The sequence below is a fragment of the Bacillus sp. FSL K6-0268 genome, from assembly GCF_038005425.1.
Taxonomy (GTDB): Bacteria; Bacillota; Bacilli; order Bacillales; family Bacillaceae_G; genus Bacillus_A; species Bacillus_A thuringiensis_S.
In genome coordinates, this window is sequence record NZ_JBBOTF010000003.1 from 110,952 (window position 1) to 132,991 (window position 22,040).

Sequence of the window (22,040 nt, forward strand, 5' to 3'; positions counted from 1 at the left end):
GTGAGAAAATGGGTTTCCAAAAATGGCAAGAAAAACGAAAACAGAGACAACAAGCAAAACGTACACAGGATTTAATTCCGATTCAAACGTTGTATCATCAAGCGATTCTGACGAAGAAGCAAACCTTGATTGTGGGCATTCGGGTGGGGACGATGAACTTGGAATTAATGGGTGAGGAAGACAAACAAGAATTGATGGAGGAATTTGGTGCGATTGTGTCAGGAATTCCATGCGAATTTCAAATTGAGGTTCTGGCAGAACCTGTTGACTTATCGGATTATGTGGAAGATCAGAAACAAAAGATAGAAGAAGAATCGAATGCCATGCGTCAATTATTAAGAAGTGGCTATGTTTCTTATCTAGAGAACTCCTCACACGCACAGAATACGCTGAAAAAGGCGCATTACCTTCTTTTAAGGGAGAAAGTACAGGGAAGTGAAGAAAGTATCCAGAACGGGCTGGAAACACTGTTAGAAAGAGCGGAGATGTTACGAGAGAATTTGACGGAACTTTCAGAAGACGGGCTAGAATGTCATATCTTAAATGCTCATGAGATTGTTCAAATTCTTCAGGTGCATTTTAACAACTATCAAGCACGTATTAATCGTTTTAAAGAAGTGTCCTCGCCCTATATTACAGTGAAACATGCCAAAAGTAGACAAAATATAAAAGGAGGGGAATAGCGAATGTTCCGATTCAAGAGAAAAGAGAAAAAAGAAGAACCAACCTTTCAACGTTTTTCTGTAGCGGATCAGATTGCACCAGCTATATTTGAGGAAGAAATAGATTATATCCGGGTGGGAGAGGGATATGAACGTATCCTTTGTATGACGGATTATCCATCAAGTAGCTACATGGGGTTCTTATCCAAATTGTATCGGTTAGAAGGGAATATCTCCTTTACCTATCATGTAGAACCGACTTCCTCTGCTGATATGATTAAGAACTTTAGTAATTCGATTGAAGAGTTAGAAGCAAGATTGCTGTCGGGAAAATTAAATCCTGAAATGAGAAAACGAGCGGAACAGGAATTAGAGAGTGCCAATAATATGCTGGAGGATTTAGTGGCAAATGATACAGGTGGCATGTTACTCGTGCATTTCCTGATTCGGCTTCATGCCGAGAGCCTCGAACAGTTAAAGAAATTAACGGATAAGGTAAACAATGCGTTTTCAGCTCGTAATCTCTTTGCCTATGTGCCGAGTGCACGTATGCAAGATGCTTTTGAATCCTGTTTGCCCATTCTGGAAAATAAGGTAGGAGAATATACGAGAAGAAATATGGATACAAAAGCATTCTCTACTTTCTTTCCTTTTGATGAGACCGAATTATTTACGAAGCGCGGGATTGCGATGGGAAGAAATATCAAAACAAAATCGCTCATTGTGGTGAATAAATGGGAATTACAGAACCGAAATGGGATTATTTTAGGGCAATCGGGATACGGAAAAACCAAATTGAAGCAAATGTTACTGATGCGTGATTTTATGGAAGGGATTCGTATTTTTAACATGGATCCAGAAGGAGAAGATAGTGAATTTATTGAAAAACTCGGTGGTCAGGTCATTGAACTGTCCAATACCACAGATAGGCGTGTCAATCCGTTACACGTGTTTTATGAGCGAGATACAAAAAAGAAAGGGAATCCATTACTTGAGCATTTAGAAAGAGTGAAGATTTTTTTCAAGATTATGCGTCCGTCTATGACGATTGATGAATTAGCTGTACTAGATGCTTATCTGGTGGAATTATACGAATCAGAGCCTTTTTGCATGACATTTGATACTGACTTTGAGAAAAAGAAATCCAAAGATTTTCCTGTTTTAGCAGATTTATATGCGCTATTGATGAAAAAAATCGAGGAAGGAGACGACACATTAAAGTTGTTCTCCTATGTACTGAAACAATACGTTTCAGGTGCAAATAATCGTATTTTTAATGGACCTACCAATGTAGATTTACGTAATCAACTCATTTCGTTTGATATTTCCAGACTAGGAGTAGGTTCAGCTTTACAATCTTGTGCGATGTTCAATGCGACTTCGTTTCTATGGGATGAGATTACGAGAACCGCAGGGAGAAAGACGTTGTTTTTAGATGAATTACACGTATTCGCAGACCCGTCTAATCCGCAAAGTATGGAATTCATTTATCAGATTTGGAAGCGGATTCGAAAGTATGATGGAAGCGTATGGGGCGCAACACAACAGGTAGAAGAATTACTCCGAGCGAGTGATGGGAAAAAGAATTACGGGGGAGCGGTTATTGAAAATAGTCTAATGAAAATGTTCTTACCACTTGCAGAAAAATCCATTCACGATTTGATGACGCAGGCGCAGATCAAATTTTCAGATAGCGAACGAAAAATTTTAAAACCTCGTAAGAAAAATAAAGGAGAAGGAATTTTTATCTATGCGGATAAACGTGTCCACCTTCTGATTGAACCAACAGAGGTGGAATGGGAACTGATGGGCGGAAAACCAAAAGAGGGGGAAGTGGGATGAGTATGAAGGAAAAACCCCTTGCGGATGCTCGGAAAACATTTTGGTTGTCAGTCGGAATGATTTTCAGTTTCTGTCTTTTGATTGATTATGTGGTGGCATTTGGCCTTCGAATGATTGATTTTTTATTAGAATATAAAGACGAGTTAATGGAGTTGCCAGATGGTACAGCAAAAGACCTTGCGGTTTCCTACCTGACGAGTCCAATCGAAACCGTATCGTTCGCAATAGGACTCGAACTGTATCAATATGCACAACTTATCCTACTTGGTATTTTCGCTTATACAACCTTCCAAACATGGAGAAAGTTAAAACCGCATACGGTGGAAGATGCAAGCGAATACGGAGGATTAGGGAGTGCTTCCCTTTCAGATGAAGTAACCATTTTTGATGAACAAAATATTACTGCGGATAAGGAAGAAGAAGGCACTGTTTTAGCAGTCTATAATGATAAATTGATGATTCATAAGAAAAAAAGTCGGTTAAACCGAAATGTATGTGTAGCTGGTGGATCAGGGACAGGGAAAACCAAATGCTATATCTTAAACAATGTCGTGAATACGAAAAACAAATCGATTGTCGTGTCAGATCCCAAGGGGGAAATCTATGAACTTACTTCTCGTGAGAAGAGAGCGCAGGGGTATGAAGTGTACCTCATTAATTTTTCAAATATGGCATTATCCGATATGTATAACTCGATTGATTATGTAGGACTGGATGAAGATGCTGAAAAATTTGCAACAACGCTTGTTTTAGGCGGAGAAGAAGGACCGCAATCAGGAGATAGTTTTTGGCAGGACCAAGCGATTTCCTTGATTACGGCAGGCATTTGGTTCTGGTGCAAAGAAAGGATACGTTCCCAAGAAAGAATGAGGATTCCTACTGGAATCATTCTTTACGCTGTTAATCCAAATAATTGATGAATAAATTCTTTTTGATTTTGAACAGACTGATTCCGTAAATCAACCTGTTCTTTTTTTATCATATGCATGGCTTCTACTCCTGCAAGAATACATGTCGCTGTGGCAAAAGATTTAAATCCTAACATAGAGCGTACACGTTTTTTAATGAACCGGTGGTCTTGCTCCACTACGTTATTTAGATATTTTATCTGTCGAATTTGAGTGCCTAACGGCACTTTTTTCTCTTTCTTTAATTTGGTGATGGCAACTGGATAAGCAGGATTTTTATCAATTGTGATGGTACGAGGTTTTGAGACATGAAAAGACTGCAAAGCTTTTTTAAAGAATCTCTTTGCAGCCTTATGATTTCTAGTTTTGCTGAGATAGAAGTCAATCGTATTTCCCTTAGAATCAACAGCACGGTATAAATACATCCATTGCCCTTTTACTTTTATATATGTTTCATCCACTCGCCATGAATCATTTGTTTGTTTCAGGTGACGTCGAATACGTTTATCCAGTTCCGGTCCGTATTGATGAACCCAACGCATAATCGTTGTATGAGACAAAGATAACCCTCGTTCCTTCATCATTTCTACCAAATCACGAAAACTTAAGTTGTACCGCAGGTACCAACGTACTGTTAATAAAATAATATCTGGTTGATAATGTTTCCACTTAAATAAATTTTCTGGTCCCATACTGATCACACACCTTTTTGAAGTAGTAATACCAGTATAGCCAAATTTGAAAAACACATTTCAAACATTTTGTTTTTTTGCACCAGAACCGTCAGGGTTGCTTGGACGTATCCGTCTAGTTTTGTAAATGATTTTAGTAAACCAGCCCGTATGAAGAGAAAGCAAGAAAAAAATCAAAAAGAGTATGTACAAACGTTGGAAGGAAAGACAATTTTGATGGTAGGATTTGAACCAGGTCGAGCAGCCATTGAAGAAGAAATTACCGTTAGAGGTGGAAATTTTCAGTGGGCGCATGGGAAAAGGGAACGAGAAGTTACATTACGCAAAATGATACGGAATGCAGATATTGTCATGCTCATGTTAGAACATATGGGGCATGGTGGTGCAACCTCCGGCTCTAAAGGTGTGGTACGGATAGCAAAAGAATTAGGCGTTCCCTTTGGTACGACACATACATTAGGGAGAAGTTCTTTTGTCCATAATGTTCACCGTATACTAGGCATAGATAGTGTAAACATGCAATCCGTAAGCTAGGTGAAGAACGAAGTAGGGTAAAAGAAATCAAAACAAAAAATATAAACCCTGATAAAAAAGATAAGCCCGATTGGAAATATCCAGCTAAAATGAAATAACAAATTGAATAGTGACTTCCCCTGATATATAATGAATATAGACCATTCTTTTATTCAGTTGAGGGAATAAGCGGATGATACAACAGTTATACGATTCTTATTCTCTCTTATATCTTCACACATCATATGAAAAGGATGTGCTATGTGTAAATGATTTTCTTATATCAATTTGATGTAAAAGAAAATGGCATTCAATTTGTTTTAAATAAACAAATTGCTGCTAATATGCTTCCGCACCATGATATTCTATTGAGACCATTAGTGACAGTATTGGCTGAAACCTTACAATTGTATTGCTTGTTAAATAACGAGCCGACCTTATTAACGAGTAACATGCGAGAAAACGGTGAAATAGAAGTCATATTAAATCAAGAATTAAGGCAATGTATAGACGGGTATACAATAAATCACATGATTTTGAAAAATGGCAAACGAATTGCTGATATTTTAATAGAAATTCGGAATGCTTATACCATATACCACTAAACTTACAGGAATAGTCATACATATATAAATTTCAGTTATAAAAACAATTGAAAAGAATGTAACAGCAGAAGTGTATCGTTTGAATTTCTAGGTTTCCTTTTCTATTTTTCCATAGTAACATGGAAACTATCAGTAAGTTGGATGCAAATAGATATAGAAAGAGAGGAGAGGAGAGGAATTATACGTGGATAAGTCATGGTCTGGTAATTCTACACAATTGTTACAAGAAATTGATTGGAAAATGAGAAGAATTGAATCAATTCTTCAGCAGGTTTCTATAGAGGGTTTGATAGAAGAATCATATGAGATTCACGAGATGCTTATAAAAGTGTCTCAGTTATTGCTCATTTTACAACAAGACCTCAAAATGACACCACTGGCAAAAGGACTACATTTACAACTCCAAAGTATACAGGAACAGTATAATCGGTTCTGGTGCAAAAAAACAAAATGTTTGAAATGTGTTTTTCAAATTTGGCTATACTGGTATTACTACTTCAAAAAGGTGTGTGATCAGTATGGGACCAGAAAATTTATTTAAGTGGAAACATTATCAACCAGATATTATTTTATTAACAGTACGTTGGTACCTGCGGTACAACTTAAGTTTTCGTGATTTGGTAGAAATGATGAAGGAACGAGGGTTATCTTTGTCTCATACAACGATTATGCGTTGGGTTCATCAATACGGACCGGAACTGGATAAACGTATTCGACGTCACCTGAAACAAACAAATGATTCATGGCGAGTGGATGAAACATATATAAAAGTAAAAGGGCAATGGATGTATTTATACCGTGCTGTTGATTCTAAGGGAAATACGATTGACTTCTATCTCAGCAAAACTAGAAATCATAAGGCTGCAAAGAGATTCTTTAAAAAAGCTTTGCAGTCTTTTCATGTCTCAAAACCTCGTACCATCACAATTGATAAAAATCCTGCTTATCCAGTTGCCATCACCAAATTAAAGAAAGAGAAAAAAGTGCCGTTAGGCACTCAAATTCGACAGATAAAATATCTAAATAACGTAGTGGAGCAAGACCACCGGTTCATTAAAAAACGTGTACGCTCTATGTTAGGATTTAAATCTTTTGCCACAGCGACATGTATTCTTGCAGGAGTAGAAGCCATGCATATGATAAAAAAAGAACAGGTTGATTTACGGAATCAGTCTGTTCAAAATCAAAAAGAATTTATTCATCAATTATTTGGATTAACAGCGTAAAGAATGATTCCAGTAGGAATCCTCATTCTTTCTTGGGAACGTATCCTTTCTTTGCACCAGAACCCTTTTTTGTCCTCCTTCAAAATAATCAATACATGAGGGCTGATTATTTTGACACTTCATATAAATCATATTTACATTACTTTTCTTTCGGAAGTACAATTCTTTTATATAATTGAACTGTAATGAGGTAGTAAATCAAGTAAATCACTACGAAAATCACAAGTGGTAACCAAATGCGGGCATACGGATTACTTAAAAGACCGCTGAACATATTCATACCAACTAATATGTGAACAATACCCACAATTGCTGGGAATAAGAATACAAAGAATAGCTCTTTATAAATCGATTTTGTTAATAATTCTCGGCGAACACCAATTTTACGAAGCATTTGATAACGTGTAATATCTTTTGATGCACCAGACAGAACTTTAAACATCAGGCAACTTGCCATCATTGCTAAGAACGCAATTCCGACAAATATGCCCATAAACATCAATCCACTGAAAGCACTATAAAAAGAATTGTACGTTTGATACTTACTACCCCATAGTGCTTCAGATTTCACATTTGCATATTTAACTACTTGTAATTCGTCAAGTTTTTTCCATTCTTTTAAGTATGCTTCAAAATTATTTGTTTTCCCCATAAATACAGTATTTTCTCTATTCTCCACACTATTGTACATGTGTTGATCTACAATTTTTATGCCATGATTAGGATATATATAATCTGGCTGAATAGTGTTGAAAGCGTCGCTCCATTGTGTTGGTAATTTTTTCGTATTCGCATCTTTTTTACCCCATTTTGTTGAAAATGCACCCATGGGTAAGTCTTCTGAAACCCTTTTTTGTCCCGGTAACATGTTTGTCCAATCTTTTGCTAAAGGACGATTTTTTTCTAACTCTTCTTTTATATAGTAAACATACTTATCATCTACTTTGTAGTGATATTCAACTTTCTCTTTAAATGGGATACCACTCAAAATTTTATTTTCTTCCGCTGTTGGATTATGAACGACTGAATCGTAAATTTCCACTGTATCAACCATCGGCATAATGTTGTTTTTAAATGCTAGACCCGACGAGATTCCACCAGCTCCAAGAGCCACTAACATCGCTACCGTAGCAAGCACATTTGTTAGACTGTTAATGCGAAAGTTTAATTGAGCAAACGTAAAAGCATTAAGCCTTTTTTCACTACGTTTTTTATTACTCTTAAACTTTTTGATCATAACGGGGAGAAGTGATCCAAATAACATGTAAGTACTAATTGTTGCTGTAATTAATCCAAGAGCCATGAATCCGAGAATCTCCGGCCCCTTTCCCTGTCTCATATAAATCAGTGATGCATAACTAATACCTAGCAAAATCAGACCAAGGAATGCAACGACAGATGTCAGTTTCCCTTTTACCATGACAGGCTCTGTTTGTGTATCTGCATGTACAAGTTGTAATACAGAAATCCGTGCTAATTTAATACTATTCATACCTGCTGATAGTACAAATAATGCAAGGAAGAAGATACCAGTAACAGTCATAGATGGTATGTAAAATGCTTGATACCCATCGCCAGAGAATTCTAACTGTTTCATTAGTAACTGTCCGATACCAGCTGCAAGTCCTACACCAATTGTAATTCCAATCACAAGAGACGCTGCGCCTAATAGGATTGTTTCAATAAACATAAGTAGTGTAACCTTATGCTTTTTTGCTCCTAACATCATATACATACCAAACTCTTTTTGGCGAAGAGAGATTAAAAAAGAGTTTGCATATAAAATGAAGAAAAATGTGATAATCGCTAGCAACATGGAACCAATGTGGAATACAAATGCAATATCCTTAATAGAGGAGCTAGAGTTAAGAAACGCCTTATTGAGTGCTAACGTTTGAAACATATAAAAAGTTGAGATAGATATAATAAGACCAATGAGTAAGACAATATAATCTTGTAACTTACTTTTTAGCCCTGACATAGAAAGTTTAAATAACATGTCCTCAGGCCTCCTCTTATGCTTTTTGTGTGCCTAAGTCTGCCAGCACGTCTAAAATTTCTTTATAAAAACCTTCACGTGTACCACCGCGATGAATTTCTTTATATAACTCACCATCTTGAATGAATAAAATACGCTGACAATAACTTGCACTATATGGATCATGTGTAACCATCATAATTGAAACGCCTTGTTCTGTATTTAAGTTTGTCATGGCATCCAGTAAACTCGTTGCGTTTTTAGAATCCAAGGCTCCCGTAGGTTCATCCCCTAAAATAATGGCCGGTTCATGAACTAATGCACGTGCGGCTGCTGAGCGTTGTTTCTGTCCACCAGATACTTCAGATGGATATTTTTGTAGAATTGCTGAAATTCCTAACATATCGGCTACTTTTTCTACCTTCGGTCCAATCCTATGTGATGAAACACCTTGAAGCGAAAGTGGAAGTGCAATATTTTCATAAATAGATAAGTTTTCTAATAAATTAAAGTCTTGGAAGATGAATCCTAACTTTTGTGAACGGAAATCTGAAAGCTCACCTTGCTTCATTTTTGTAATATCCGTACCTGCAATTTCAACAACGCCGCCTGTTGCTTTATCGAGGGTTGAAATAACATTTAATAGTGTTGTTTTTCCCGAACCAGATGGTCCCATAATGCCAACAAACTCACTTTCTTGAATGGAGAATGAGACACCTTTTAATGCATGTGATTCGTTATCACCTTTTTTACCGTATACTTTTTGAACGTTTTTTACATCTACAACTGGCTTTATTATATATATCCTCCTATTTTCGTTTTTCATGCAAATCAAATTCTGAGAACGCCTCCTAGTTTATGATTCAAACTAAGAGAAGAACTTTAATAGCTTGTTTTTATAAGTCAACTTTTTTACTATAAATAAAATAGCAAACATTTATAATATACGGAATAACAAGAATACCAACAATAATCGGATATGAGATTATGTTGTGCTCTAATATATATAAAAGACTGATAATCGTTATGAATGGGGCTAATATCCATAATATTGTATTTACATAAGATTTTTTTTTCATAAGTTTCACCTCTGTACTAATTATTTTGTAAGATAATTTGAATTATAAATGGAATTTCTTAATAAACCCTGCATATATTTCTTAAATTTTCTTAACAAAAATAGAAAATTTAAGATCTATAGGTAAAACTTTAAATGTAACTACTCAGCTTAATTAGGAAAAAGGGCATACCAAATACATGTTTTCATTCGAAAACATAAAAAAGAAAAGACTCCAATAAGAGAAAGAATCTAAATCAAACAGAGAATTTCTCTTATGAAGTTGTGCGATTCCAAGGAACCGTTCCGGTTTCTATAACTTGTCCTATCGCTTGTAAGACAGATTGTTTTTGTTTTTTCATGGTACTCATAAAGCTTCGTATCTGGCAAAAAGATTCTGCGCCTTTCTTACTTCGGAAAGTCCCAGACACTTTCTGTTTGACTTTCGTCATTCGAATATCCCGTTCCGCTTGATTATTATCAAATGGAATGTCTGGATGTTCTAAGAATGCTAGAATTCTGTCAGCATATTTGACGAAGCGATTCCATAAATTTTGAGCAGGCGTCTGCTTTCTTTTCTTTTTTAATTCTGTAGAAAAGACTGGTTGTTCTTTCAATATAGCTTGATAAACAGTAAACAGGTGCTGTTGCTTTACTTTTGGCAGATTTCCTTTGTATTGTTTTTTCAGCGTTAAAGCTTGCGTGAGAAATTTCTGCATCTGTTGCGCCCATTTTTGCCCCGTACTATCTATAATTCCTTGCAAATCTCGTAAGAGATGGGCATTACATAATACATGTCGGCAATCTGTATACGCATCATACGATTTCCAACCATCATGCATCGCAATTCCAGAAAAAGACGGTAAAATTCCGCCCGCATCCATTGCTTCTTTTCCGCGTTTGTGATGAATATGTTGCAATGTCACCTCCGGTGTACTGGCAGTATGTAACCATTGTGTTTTGTTTTCTACACGCATACCGGTTTCATCAAAATGGACAATAGGAGACTGCAGGATCTTTTCCGTTACTTTTTTTATGAATGGCTGCAATTGAGAAGCGAAAGCCTGTGTATGATTTACCAGGGTTCCTTCGCTTATAGAATGTCCAAAACAATCCTGAAAGAATTCTTTTGTTCGCTTCAAAGAAATGCATTGATAATGCGTTAAATAGGGAATCAGTCTTTTTATATTTGGACCATATTGAACAGGACGAGATACTGTCGAAGGAAATTGGGCTTCTTGGATAGAATGGCAATGTGGGCATTCTTTCTGTTCTACTTTATGTTCTGTCACTTCAATCTGAATAGGTGGTAAGTCATACACTTGGCGAATGCGATACCCTTTTACAGGCTCGTGGTTCAAGGAAGTATGACAACAAGTACAATATGTAGGAGAATGTGTAATCGTATGATCTGGAGTCGCTGTCAAACCAAGAGTATGTCCCTTGTGGCCTAACTGGCCACCGGTTTGACGATGAGACGGTTTGCGCAAACTTTTTGTAACAGGCTTACCTAAACCATCTGTAGAAGGTGGCTTATGACTATTTTTGGAGTTTTTTTTTGAAGCATTTTCTAGTTCTTGTATACGTTTTTCTAATTTAGAAAATGTTTCTTCAAATAAAGAAATAACAGCTTCAGGTCCTTTTTTATATGTATCTAAAATAATTTTTCGATCGACCATAATATTCACCTCCCCTGTTTGATATACTCAGTATTTACAAATAGGAGGCATATGAAACTAGTAAAATTAAAAAAAGCCACCGAAAGGTGGCTGAGTAGTTACCTTTAAATTTTTAGCTACGTTACAAGAACGGTAATTTTTCCCGTCTGAATGAAACTTATCTCATTTTTTGAGAGTCTGGAAAAGAACATCCCAGTATCGGTATAGAGTACGAATATCCTGTATGTCTAATAGGTCTTTCCTTTATAGAATAGGGTGAGGAGCGTCCTAAATGAGATATTTTTAAGGAGAGATATCTCCACTTTTTTCTAAACAGAGACCCTATTTTACACCAGACTTAATTTTTTAAATGTACAGTGAATTACGACATAAGAAAAACCGGGAAAACCACCCGGTCCTTTTTCGTCTAGCGAAAATCCGATAAATTGTACATAATCCCATCAATCCCTGTGTAATCCTGCGGATACATATCTTCACCACATCGTTCACAGGAAAACCTAGGCGGAACAATCGAATCTCCTACATCCATGATATCAAATCTTCTTACCACAGAATCGGGAATATTTTCTGTTTGAGCACAGCCTACACAAACATACTGTACATAGCTAATTCGCTTATGTCCAACTGTGTTTTTCTTCTTTTTCTTTTTTCGATGTTTGCTTACTGGCGAAATAATCAATCACCCTCTTTAAATAATTTCGCGTATTTTGGCATAAAGCTACTTTTATTTTCCATTCTCTGCTTTCTAGGCAGACTTCCCCCTTGTATTCATAAAATGATTCACATTTTGGACAAAGAAGAGGATCTTTTTTTCCACTCGCGATAACTCGTTCCCTCCACGTCTGACGACGTAGTGTTTTTTTCACTTTTATTATCCAACGTCTGGCTTTCTTTTGCCATTCATTTAATAGTTTTTTACATAATGTTTTAATTCGACGTGCATACATGCCATAATGACGAATCATTTTGAATTGCTCATCTGGAATATGACGAATTAATCGAGAAATAAACTCTTCTACAGATATCGTTTCTACTTTTTTCCTCCCATCTAATTTGTCCGTATATGTAAAAGAAACAGATTGCCCATCATATTCCTCGATCCGGTTCAACCCAATAGCAGGTCGACGAATATAGCGGCCAATATACCGAAGTTGTTTTTTTACGTTTCCTTTCTGTTTCGGAGCATGTACATAGAAGCCTTTCCCATTATCAGAAAATGCTTTTTGAAGTTTCGATTGAATTGGCTTTTTTTCTGCCACCGTGAGCTCTTTTCGAATCAGTTTTAACACGATGGTTTGCCACTGTTTCCGAAGCATCTCAAACGGAAGAAAATCATACCCTTTCCACTCTCCAATCTTTGTCATCCCACCCATTGTAACAAGTATATGAACATGCGGATTAAAATTAATTCTAGTGCCGAAGGTGTGAAGACCTACGATAATACCGGGTGTTACCTTAATTTTCTTTTGAAAATAATCCACCAACAGCCTGGCGGCCTCATCCATAAAAATCTTTAATAAATGGCGGTGCAAAAGAAAAATATCTCGAAGTCCTTCATCTACGGTAAAAATAACATGACGATGATTCACCTGAAGTACGTCTTCTGAAAGAAGTCTACTCCATTCTTCACTTTCTCCTACAGAACAAGTTGTACAAAATCGTCCTTTACAACGATAAGGAACTTTTCGAACATGATGACACCCTTCACATACAAACAATTTAAATCCATTTTCAGGGTCTCCACACCCTCTAAATTTTTCAATTTCTTTCAAAACAACTGGACGGATCCTCGCTCCATATTTATCTTTAAATCGTTCCCAATGATTATGTTCATCAAAGAAAATACGTTTTAATATATTTGCTTCCATAACTAAAAAATATCACAATCTAGCGCATTATGGAAATTCCAAATATTGTTCAAAATCCCTTACATAACAAGCTTTCCAAGGAAGCAATTCGTGCTTAAAAACTTATACTTTCTTATCTTTTAAAAAGAGCATAGAATTCTAAATTCCATGCCCCTTTATATATTTCTAGGTTGCTCAATAACAAAGGTTATCCGTCCGTCTTTATATTTTGCATAAATGCTACCATTATGAAGATCAACAATCCTTTTGGAGATAGCCAGTCCAATACCAGTTCCTGGCTCATTTATTCTGGCTTGATCTCCTGTAAAGAATCGCTCAAATAATTGATTTACATCATTTACGAGAGGCCTTTCAGCGGTGTTTGCTATTTTTAAAATGGTTTTGTTGCCAACACATTCAAATTGTATTGATAGTTCAGATGGTTTTACACTGTATTTTATCGCATTTATAAAGAGGTTTTCATAAACACGGACCATTTTTTCTATATCTATGACAATAGGTATATTTTCTGCCGTTATCGATTTTTTAACACTTAGACCTTCTTTCTCAAATATAGGAGTGTATTCTCCAACTATTTGTTCCAACAACCCTGATAAATCAACTTTATTAAGGTTTAACCTGGTATCAGGACTGGATAAACGGGTATACTCAAACAGCTCATCGATTGAATGTTTCAGTCTCTGTGACTTTGAATAAATGATTTCCATATATTCTTGAAGTTGCGTTTCAGTGTCGTATTTTCCCTTTTTCAATAAATCTAAATAGCCTATAATAGATGTCAAAGGTGTACGTAAATCATGGGATATATTTGTAATCAATTCATTTTTCATCGTTTCTAATTTTCTTTCGTACTCAAATTTATTCGTTAGTTCTTTGGACATATAATTGATATTTTTTGCAAGGTGAGCCAATTCATCCCTACTCTCTATTCTAATTGTTAAACCCAGTTTTCCATTAGCAATATCATGAACACTCTTTGTAATGGATTTCAAATATAATAATTTTCTTCTTACTATTAACCATAATATACTAATAAAGGTGACTATCACCACTGAAAAAAGGGAGGTAATATTCACAAAGAAACTTGGACTGTTAATAGATAATAAACTCAAGAAGCTTAGTATTGTCACACCAAATGTGATAACAATACTAATTGCTACCGCAATAATAAGTTTTGCCATTAATTTAGTTCGAAAATCAAACATTCTCATATCTTATACCCTATCCCCCAGATGGTTTTAATGTAACGAGGATTCCTGGAATCCCCTTCCAGTTTTCGTCTGATTTTTGTAATGTGTACCATTACAGTATTATCCGATTTATAAAAATTCTCCTTCCAAACAGCTTCATATATTCTTTCTATACTTAAGACAATCCCTTTGTTGCGAGCAAGAAGTTCCAGTATATCGAATTCTTTAGGAGTGAGTCTCACTTCTGTACTTTTTATCCATACTTGGCGTGTATCTGTATGTAAAGTTAAATCATCTATTTCAATCTTATTTTTATGTTTGTTCGTTGTAATATTGTATTTGGACTGCCTTCTTAATTGAGATTTTACTCTAGCAATTAACTCTAATGGGTTAAACGGTTTTGATAAATAGTCGTCAGCACCAGAAGTAAGCCCCTGAATTTTATCCATGTCTTCTGATTTTGCAGAAAGCATGATAATTGGAATCGTTCGTTCTTCTCTAATTTTCATACATACTTCAATTCCATCCATGTTAGGCATCATAACATCTAAAATAATGAGATCAAATTCTTTTTCTTCCAATAATCTAAAAGCTTCAATAGCATCTTCAGCTTTTTGAATTTGCAAACCTTCATTTTTCAAATAAACAGAAATAAGGTTTCTGATTTCTTTATCATCATCAACAACAAGAATATTAGTTTCCATAATACCCCTCCTTATTTTTTTGTGTTGAGCAGCTAAAGACATAAGCTGGAGGTACATTTCTAAGCTCCCATTTCACATCTATTTTAGAAAAAAACTGCTTAAGGAACTTCGTTTTAAATTTTGTATATTGAAAAGTAATAAATACCCCCTCTGTCTTTAACACTTTGGTGGTAGTGAATAAGATTTCATCTGAAATATGTTGAGGTAGACTAGCAAAAGGAATGCCTGAAACAATATAGTCTGCATAAGGAATAGTAAAGTCTTTTAAATACTCATCGGTATTTTTCGCAGCCCCCCATACAATGAATACATTCTTCTTTGTTGCAAACTTTTCTTTCAATATTAAATAAAACTCTCTATTATTTTCCACTAATAAAAGAGTGATATTCAAATTTCGTTTTTTAAGTAATTTTTCAGTGAATACACCCGTACCTGGTCCATATTCAACAATAGACCTCTTCGAAAATTAATTATTCAGTATCAAAATTCAAAGTTATACATTCCATAAGTAAGATGTACTTGATAGCTAGTGCCTGATTTTGCTTGTTTTCTTCTCTGGTCAGCTCGCATTTTTTCAAGCGTTTTTTAGGATTTTTTTGCAATAAATTCCTATCCGGTTTTAATTTCCGAAGAGGTCTAATATATTTAGCTTTCTCAAATTTGATACTTTCCATCATTTTTTCTGCAAGAAACTTTGGACCGGGAAGTACAGCACCTACATTTCTTGGATTAGTTATATATTGAGATACAAAAGATATATACTTCATACGGTTCCGTTGCAAAGTTTTTAAATAGACAAAGCAAGCCTCATTTGGTATGTAGCATTTATGCAGTTTTGAATAGTTTCTGTAATTCGTTGTACGTCGAAAAAAACAAAGTTCGGTTGCCAACTTTGTTTTTTTTTATGTATAGCATGAATCGTTTCGATTCCTTTGATTGTACGTGAAGCATGACGAAGGTTTTGAAATCCTGCGGATTTAGCAAAACGTCGTTTGATGTGTCTATGGTCTTGTTCGATGAGATTATTTAGATGCTTAATAATGCAATGTTTCGTATGTACATAAAAGCCATTATGTTTCAGTTTTTTGAACGCACACAGTAAAGCAGGAGCCTTGTCTGTTGTAAGAACCGTTGGTTCTCCAAAAGCTTTCATTAACCTTTTCATAAACATATAGGCCGCTTGATGATCTCGCTTTTTGCGAAGTTGAATATCCAATGTGTGACCTTCCTTATCAATCGCACGATAAAGATAATGCCACTTTCCCTTGACTTTGATATAGGTTTCATCTAAATGCCATACGGAATGTGCTGATTTATTTTTCTTCTTCCAAATTTGATACATGATATTTCCGTATTCATGAACCCAACGCATAATAGTTGTAGGGTGAACTGAAACACCACGCTCTCTCAAAAGTTCAGATACATCGCGATAGCTTAAAGAAAAACGACAATAGTAGCCGACGGCTACCAAGATAATGTCTCTCTCGAATTGTTTTCCTTTAAAATATCTCATATGTTATGCTCCTCATCTCATTTTTCTACAGTCTAGCTCAGCTCCAAAAACTTTGCAACAGAACCTAGTTTTGTGTATCTGCCTAGTTATGTACGGATATAAAAATAAAACGAGAAGAGGGGGGGCTTCTATGGGTGGAAATTTATATTACACGTATATCACAATAAAAGAAATCATTTTTATCCATGCCTATGTGACAGGGAAAGAAATTCCCTCTTCACAAGCATTACAAATTCTAGGACAATTTGATCCAGAAGAAATCCCAGGTACAATTAGAGAAACGCGTCGGTATCGTATACGAAATAATGGGGAAGAATTGTTCCAATACTATAGACAGAAACATCCGAAATTATTTGAGAAACAAAGATTATGCACGTACGAAGAGTTGAAGCAACGAGCGGTGTCTTACTGTTCGGTCCATTTGACGATACACCTCTAGTCCACATATTTTCTCTGATGGTTATTCCTGTTAAAATATCGGTATAATATCCATTTGGCTTGCGGAGAGTGTGAAAAATGAACGCTCAGATCCCTTTTTAACAACACAAAAAGGAATAGTGAATGCATTTCTATGTCGAACGATAAAAACGGCAGATACAACACAATGAGTATGTATAAAGAGTAGTAGGGGAATTTTAGAGGACAACATAAAATTTCACGTACCTCATTGTATATTAAAAATAAAATCCTCCCAAAAACTCCACAAGGGTTGCTTCTTCTCTCCTTTTTCCACTACAATAGATATATAGATTTTTTGCTATTCCCCTGAAAAAGGGGAATAGCAAAAAAAGTCCCATAGAATACAAAACAGAAAGGTGACTCTATTTATGAATCAACCTTTAGTCAATTTACGAGTCGACTTTGCTTTCAAGCAATTATTTGGAACAAGAGGAAATGAACAGATTTTAATGCAATTTTTGAACGTGACGTTGGCCTCTTCGCTCTCTTCACCGATTCAAACGCTGACAATAGAAGACCCACATATGCACCGCGAATATGAAAAAGACAAATTGTCCATTCTAGATGTATTAGCAACTTTAGACGATAAGACCCAAATTGCAATTGAAATACAACTGAATGACCACAATGATTTTCTAAAACGTAGTTTGTATTACTGGAGTCGTTTATATGCCTCTCAAATGAAAAAAGGTAGTTCGTATGATACGTTACGGAAGACGATTACCATCAATATTTTGAACTTTCCAGTCTTTCCAGAATACGAAACGTTCCATACAACAGGGAAACTGTGGGATATCGATTTACAAAAGTTACTCTTAGATGATCTCGAATTACACATCATTGAAATCCCAAAATTAATGAAGCAATGGAAAGAAGAACAGGTCAATCCGTGGGAAGACGCCTTTGTACGATGGCTACTCTTATTATCTGCCAATGAGGATGCACAATTAACGCATACGCTGGAGGAGATCGCCATGAACCGAGACCCGATTTTAAAAGATGCGATGCAAAAATGGGAAAAGATGAGTCAAGACCCTGGATTCCGTATGTTATATGAAGCAAGACAAAAGGCTCTGATTGATGAGACTTCTAAGTTCAAGTATGCAGAGAAGAAAGGCATAGAAAAGGGACGTAAAGAAGGAAAAGAAGAAGGGATTCAAGAGGGTATGGAAAAAGGGAAAATCCAACTGATTCAGGGCATGCATAAAAATGGCATGGATATCGAAGATATTGCGAAGTTTACAAATATGGAACTGTCGGAAATATGTCTTATTTTAGACAAGTAAAGTGTACCGTACACTTTTTCACAAGGTTAGATGATTCTTTAGGGCCATCTGAACCTGAAGAACTAATATTAAAAAAATGAATATTCAGAAATATATAGACCGAATGAACCTTTTTATGCTACACTTGGCGTAACCGATACTATACCACCCTGTGCTCCCTGATTTGTATAACAAGTTAGGGAGCTTTTCGTATGTTTGATGTTCTATGCTCCTTTTATCGCAGATGCCTATGAAAAAGAAAACGTATACTATTTTATATGCTATAGAAATTGATTTTTTTAATTATTTTCCATGAGAATGCTGATTTGCATATTCCACATAACGTTTTACTGATAAATGAGAAAGAAATCCCGTTCTTTTTTTGATTTCCTCTATAGACATATTCCTTTCTAGACAACGTAGAATAAAAGTATTCCGTAAGTGCTGTGCGGAAATTCCTTTTCTCAATTGCGCTCTGGCTACTTCTAATCGAAGCATCTTTTGCACAGCAATTGCTGTTAATGCTTTCGGGGCATCATTGTCATACACCCAGCGGAATGTGCCTCGTTTAAAATCAAATGCAACGAATAAAGGATCTGTACTATGATATCTAGGACGAACTGGTTCCGGTATCGTTCTATAAGGGGTAGAACCAGCATCACCTAGCAAATCGGGAATTTTGCAATAATCAGATTTTGTAACTACTCAGCTTAATTAGGAAAAAGGGCATACCAAATACATGTTTTCATTCGAAAACATAAAAAAGAAAAGACTCCAATAAGAGAAAGAATCTAAATCAAACAGAGAATTTCTCTTATGAAGTTGTGCGATTCCAAGGAACCGTTCCGGTTTCTATAACTTGTCCTATCGCTTGTAAGACAGATTGTTTTTGTTTTTTCATGGTACTCATAAAGCTTCGTATCTGGCAAAAAGATTCTGCGCCTTTCTTACTTCGGAAAGTCCCAGACACTTTCTGTTTGACTTTCGTCATTCGAATATCCCGTTCCGCTTGATTATTATCAAATGGAATGTCTGGATGTTCTAAGAATGCTAGAATTCTGTCAGCATATTTGACGAAGCGATTCCATAAATTTTGAGCAGGCGTCTGCTTTCTTTTCTTTTTTAATTCTGTAGAAAAGACTGGTTGTTCTTTCAATATAGCTTGATAAACAGTAAACAGGTGCTGTTGCTTTACTTTTGGCAGATTTCCTTTGTATTGTTTTTTCAGCGTTAAAGCTTGCGTGAGAAATTTCTGCATCTGTTGCGCCCATTTTTGCCCCGTACTATCTATAATTCCTTGCAAATCTCGTAAGAGATGGGCATTACATAATACATGTCGGCAATCTGTATACGCATCATACGATTTCCAACCATCATGCATCGCAATTCCAGAAAAAGACGGTAAAATTCCGCCCGCATCCATTGCTTCTTTTCCGCGTTTGTGATGAATATGTTGCAATGTCACCTCCGGTGTACTGGCAGTATGTAACCATTGTGTTTTGTTTTCTACACGCATACCGGTTTCATCAAAATGGACAATAGGAGACTGCAGGATCTTTTCCGTTACTTTTTTTATGAATGGCTGCAATTGAGAAGCGAAAGCCTGTGTATGATTTACCAGGGTTCCTTCGCTTATAGAATGTCCAAAACAATCCTGAAAGAATTCTTTTGTTCGCTTCAAAGAAATGCATTGATAATGCGTTAAATAGGGAATCAGTCTTTTTATATTTGGACCATATTGAACAGGACGAGATACTGTCGAAGGAAATTGGGCTTCTTGGATAGAATGGCAATGTGGGCATTCTTTCTGTTCTACTTTATGTTCTGTCACTTCAATCTGAATAGGTGGTAAGTCATACACTTGGCGAATGCGATACCCTTTTACAGGCTCGTGGTTCAAGGAAGTATGACAACAAGTACAATATGTAGGAGAATGTGTAATCGTATGATCTGGAGTCGCTGTCAAACCAAGAGTATGTCCCTTGTGGCCTAACTGGCCACCGGTTTGACGATGAGACGGTTTGCGCAAACTTTTTGTAACAGGCTTACCTAAACCATCTGTAGAAGGTGGCTTATGACTATTTTTGGAGTTTTTTTTTGAAGCATTTTCTAGTTCTTGTATACGTTTTTCTAATTGGCCTCACGATACATGCCCATCAACTTAAGAGAACAAATAAAATGAAGTTCCCTTCAAAATAGCTACCAATTGTTCATCATATTGATTATTTCTAAAAGCACGCACACTAAATAAACTCTACCGAGTTTTATTTTTAAAACTATGCAGCTTTCTTTTGTTCCCTAGCTATACTATACTCATAATGAACACCCATGATATCAAAGACCGTTTTCTTCTCATATCGATGAGATTTCCGTCCGTTTTGTTGTAGAAGGTGGAACAGACGAATTAGAAGCTTTGTTATCTCTTGGGTGTTTTTCTGTATGGCTTGATAGAGGAGAAATAGGTGATCTTGAATCATTCCTATCGCTTTATATTCACTTAATTCTATTTGTTTCTTCTGTAACAAAAGTTGGCGCATTTTAAATATAGTAGAAGAACATAAAAAAATAGCAATTAGTTTTCCATATAAGTGGCACTCTATTCTTTCTCGTTTGACAGTGCGACAATGATCTATATCAAACAATGATTTCCACGTTTTAAAAACAATTTCTATCTGCCAGCGTAATGTATACAATTCATGTACTTGTTCCATCGGAACCCATTCCCAAGGTGCATTTGTCACATATACATTTAATCCTGCTACTAATTTACTTTTCTCTGAATAGGTTCTATGTTTCAACTTTTCTTTTTCTGCAATTTTTTTCAAGCGTTTTTGTAATTGTGCTGCTGTTAAACGATGAAAAACGAGACGTGAAAATAACTGCTGTTTATCTCCAATATAAGCTTGCTGGTATTCTATTGTTTCACCTGGTTGGAGTTGATTCAAAATTTGCATGACATTGATTTGTATGTATTCTGATTGCTTTTTAATGGTACCATTTTTAAAGTACTCCGGACTTGGATTTTTTACATATACGTTCGTATTTAACTTTAACCTCGAAATATAATATGTCCCCCGTTGATCCATTTGGTCTAAATCTTCTAATGAGAAATACCCTAAATCACGAATACATAAATCGCCTGGTCGTAACGTATCTAAACATTCTGTTCCGAATGTTTTATCATTATTTTTTCCAGGTCCCACTTGAAAATTGAGAAATTGGCCACTATGTAAGTCATATTCTAATTGAATTTTGATCCCAGCTGTTTGCGCACAACCACCTGAACCAGGATATATATGTTCCAAAGTATTAGGTACCTGAAACATAGTGGCATCCATGATGCGAATACGTTTAAAATGAGTATAAAGTTGGCTAGAAATGTGCGTTTGCTCGCAGACTTTTTGTTGTAACAACAAAGAAAAGATATGTTTTAAAAATAACACTGATTTTTCATTAAATCGTTTATTTAAGCCCTCCGGACTAAGTACAGTACCTGTAACTGCGTGAAGCCTACTACATAATCGTACTAAAGGATCACTGGCCACCCTTTGGCTAATCCAAATACAAATGGTAGCTAAATCTGCCCCCGAAAATTTGCGCTTTCTCTTTACAAATTTCATCTCTCTTGCGAGTTCTTCCAAAAAATCAGGTGTGATATAGCGCTGTAATTCTTCTGCAAATGGTTGTAACTCCTCTTGAATCGAGAGATTCATAAAAAAACGTCACCCTTCCTTATAGTTTATTAAGAAAGAATAACGTTTTTTTTGTACTTGGGGGTAGTAAAAAGGCTTAAGTTGATGGGCATGGCCTCACGATACCATTTCGGGAAAATTGTACGTTTAGACACAATTTGGACACATTTCAAGTGATTCTTTGTAA

Annotated in this window: 18 protein-coding genes and 4 pseudogenes; 9 read left to right on the forward strand and 13 right to left on the reverse strand. The window is 35.8% G+C overall.

The genetic code is table 11. The features are described from left to right. Nucleotides 1-8: 8 nt before the first annotated feature. From MHI28_RS33900 to MHI28_RS33910, 3 genes and pseudogenes are all read left to right on the forward strand, one after another. Complete coding sequence (locus MHI28_RS33900) at nucleotides 9-683, forward strand: hypothetical protein (protein WP_340828896.1); 675 nt, start codon at nucleotides 9-11, stop codon at nucleotides 681-683. A 3-nt stretch (nucleotides 684-686) separates the two neighbouring features. Further along, a complete protein-coding gene (locus tag MHI28_RS33905) occupies nucleotides 687-2,504 on the forward strand; it encodes a VirB4 family type IV secretion system protein (protein ID WP_340828898.1) in 1,818 nt (605 codons plus the stop codon). Further along, nucleotides 2,501-3,373, forward strand: a pseudogene (locus MHI28_RS33910) (type IV secretory system conjugative DNA transfer family protein); the annotation flags it as partial. The gene MHI28_RS33905 and the pseudogene MHI28_RS33910, both read left to right, overlap by 4 nt. Nucleotides 3,374-3,396: 23 nt before the next feature. On the opposite strand, the gene MHI28_RS33915 reads toward MHI28_RS33910, so the two are convergent. Next, complete coding sequence (locus tag MHI28_RS33915; RefSeq protein WP_197234856.1) at nucleotides 3,397-4,104, reverse strand: IS6 family transposase; 708 nt, start codon at nucleotides 4,102-4,104, stop codon at nucleotides 3,397-3,399. A 150-nt stretch (nucleotides 4,105-4,254) separates the two neighbouring features. Here MHI28_RS33915 and MHI28_RS33920 point away from each other — a divergent pair, with 150 nt between their 5' ends. From MHI28_RS33920 to MHI28_RS33935, 4 genes are all read left to right on the forward strand, one after another. Next, a complete protein-coding gene (locus tag MHI28_RS33920) occupies nucleotides 4,255-4,638 on the forward strand; it encodes a hypothetical protein (protein ID WP_340828904.1) in 384 nt (127 codons plus the stop codon). 248 nt (nucleotides 4,639-4,886) lie between these two features. Beyond that, a complete protein-coding gene (locus tag MHI28_RS33925) occupies nucleotides 4,887-5,222 on the forward strand; it encodes a hypothetical protein (protein WP_340828905.1) in 336 nt (111 codons plus the stop codon). 184 nt (nucleotides 5,223-5,406) lie between these two features. After that, nucleotides 5,407-5,763, forward strand: coding sequence for a hypothetical protein (locus MHI28_RS33930; RefSeq protein WP_340828908.1), 357 nt, complete (start codon nucleotides 5,407-5,409; stop codon nucleotides 5,761-5,763). Then, on the forward strand, nucleotides 5,741-6,448 hold the full coding sequence (locus MHI28_RS33935) for an IS6 family transposase (RefSeq protein WP_197234856.1): 708 nt from the start codon (nucleotides 5,741-5,743) through the stop codon (nucleotides 6,446-6,448). Before MHI28_RS33930 ends, MHI28_RS33935 begins: the two co-directional genes overlap by 23 nt. A 139-nt stretch (nucleotides 6,449-6,587) precedes the next feature. Here MHI28_RS33935 and MHI28_RS33940 read toward each other — a convergent pair whose 3' ends face one another. The 9 genes and pseudogenes from MHI28_RS33940 to MHI28_RS33980 all read right to left on the reverse strand — a co-directional run bounded on the left by MHI28_RS33940 (nucleotide 6,588) and on the right by MHI28_RS33980 (nucleotide 16,437). Further along, nucleotides 6,588-8,447 (reverse strand): ABC transporter permease, encoded by a 1,860-nt coding sequence (locus MHI28_RS33940; RefSeq protein WP_340828910.1) that lies wholly within the window; start codon nucleotides 8,445-8,447, stop codon nucleotides 6,588-6,590. 16 nt (nucleotides 8,448-8,463) lie between these two features. Beyond that, nucleotides 8,464-9,225: an ABC transporter ATP-binding protein gene (locus MHI28_RS33945; protein ID WP_197235076.1), complete on the reverse strand. Its 762-nt coding sequence runs from the start codon at nucleotides 9,223-9,225 to the stop codon at nucleotides 8,464-8,466. A 533-nt stretch (nucleotides 9,226-9,758) separates the two neighbouring features. Next, complete coding sequence (gene tnpC / locus MHI28_RS33950) at nucleotides 9,759-11,162, reverse strand: IS66 family transposase (RefSeq protein WP_340828062.1); 1,404 nt, start codon at nucleotides 11,160-11,162, stop codon at nucleotides 9,759-9,761. 614 nt (nucleotides 11,163-11,776) lie between these two features. Further along, nucleotides 11,777-13,030, reverse strand: a complete 1,254-nt coding sequence (locus MHI28_RS33955) for an IS91 family transposase (RefSeq protein ID WP_100910182.1) — start codon at nucleotides 13,028-13,030, stop codon at nucleotides 11,777-11,779. Nucleotides 13,031-13,185: 155 nt separating this feature from the next. Then, on the reverse strand, nucleotides 13,186-14,241 hold the full coding sequence (locus tag MHI28_RS33960) for a HAMP domain-containing sensor histidine kinase (protein ID WP_340828911.1): 1,056 nt from the start codon (nucleotides 14,239-14,241) through the stop codon (nucleotides 13,186-13,188). Continuing rightward, nucleotides 14,238-14,924 carry a response regulator transcription factor gene (locus tag MHI28_RS33965; protein WP_340828914.1) on the reverse strand — a complete coding sequence of 229 codons (687 nt, stop codon included), beginning with the start codon at nucleotides 14,922-14,924 and terminating at the stop codon, nucleotides 14,238-14,240. The genes MHI28_RS33960 and MHI28_RS33965 overlap by 4 nt, the downstream gene beginning before the upstream one ends. Continuing rightward, nucleotides 14,914-15,375: a class I SAM-dependent methyltransferase gene (locus MHI28_RS33970; RefSeq protein WP_340828960.1), complete on the reverse strand. Its 462-nt coding sequence runs from the start codon at nucleotides 15,373-15,375 to the stop codon at nucleotides 14,914-14,916. The genes MHI28_RS33965 and MHI28_RS33970 overlap by 11 nt, the downstream gene beginning before the upstream one ends. Nucleotides 15,376-15,394: 19 nt before the next feature. Further along, the gene (locus tag MHI28_RS36385; RefSeq protein WP_445661816.1) at nucleotides 15,395-15,691 is read right to left on the reverse strand and encodes a hypothetical protein; all 297 of its coding nucleotides are present in this window, start codon (nucleotides 15,689-15,691) and stop codon (nucleotides 15,395-15,397) included. Nucleotides 15,692-15,749: 58 nt separating this feature from the next. Further along, nucleotides 15,750-16,437: pseudogene (locus MHI28_RS33980) on the reverse strand (IS6 family transposase). 130 nt (nucleotides 16,438-16,567) lie between these two features. Here MHI28_RS33980 and MHI28_RS33985 point away from each other — a divergent pair. Further along, nucleotides 16,568-16,876, forward strand: coding sequence for a 50S ribosomal protein L7ae (locus MHI28_RS33985; RefSeq protein ID WP_197235711.1), 309 nt, complete (start codon nucleotides 16,568-16,570; stop codon nucleotides 16,874-16,876). A gap of 388 nt (nucleotides 16,877-17,264) precedes the next feature. After that, complete coding sequence (locus tag MHI28_RS33990) at nucleotides 17,265-18,182, forward strand: Rpn family recombination-promoting nuclease/putative transposase (RefSeq protein WP_197235024.1); 918 nt, start codon at nucleotides 17,265-17,267, stop codon at nucleotides 18,180-18,182. A gap of 282 nt (nucleotides 18,183-18,464) precedes the next feature. Here the strand turns inward: MHI28_RS33990 and MHI28_RS33995 are convergent. From MHI28_RS33995 to MHI28_RS34005, 3 genes and pseudogenes are all read right to left on the reverse strand, one after another. Next, nucleotides 18,465-18,809, reverse strand: a pseudogene (locus tag MHI28_RS33995) (integrase); the annotation flags it as partial. Between the two features lie 166 nt (nucleotides 18,810-18,975). Then, a pseudogene (tnpC, locus tag MHI28_RS34000) lies at nucleotides 18,976-20,298 on the reverse strand (IS66 family transposase); the annotation flags it as partial. 139 nt (nucleotides 20,299-20,437) lie between these two features. Then, nucleotides 20,438-21,874, reverse strand: a complete 1,437-nt coding sequence (locus MHI28_RS34005; protein WP_199665201.1) for an IS4 family transposase — start codon at nucleotides 21,872-21,874, stop codon at nucleotides 20,438-20,440. Between the last annotated feature and the right edge of the window lie 166 nt (nucleotides 21,875-22,040).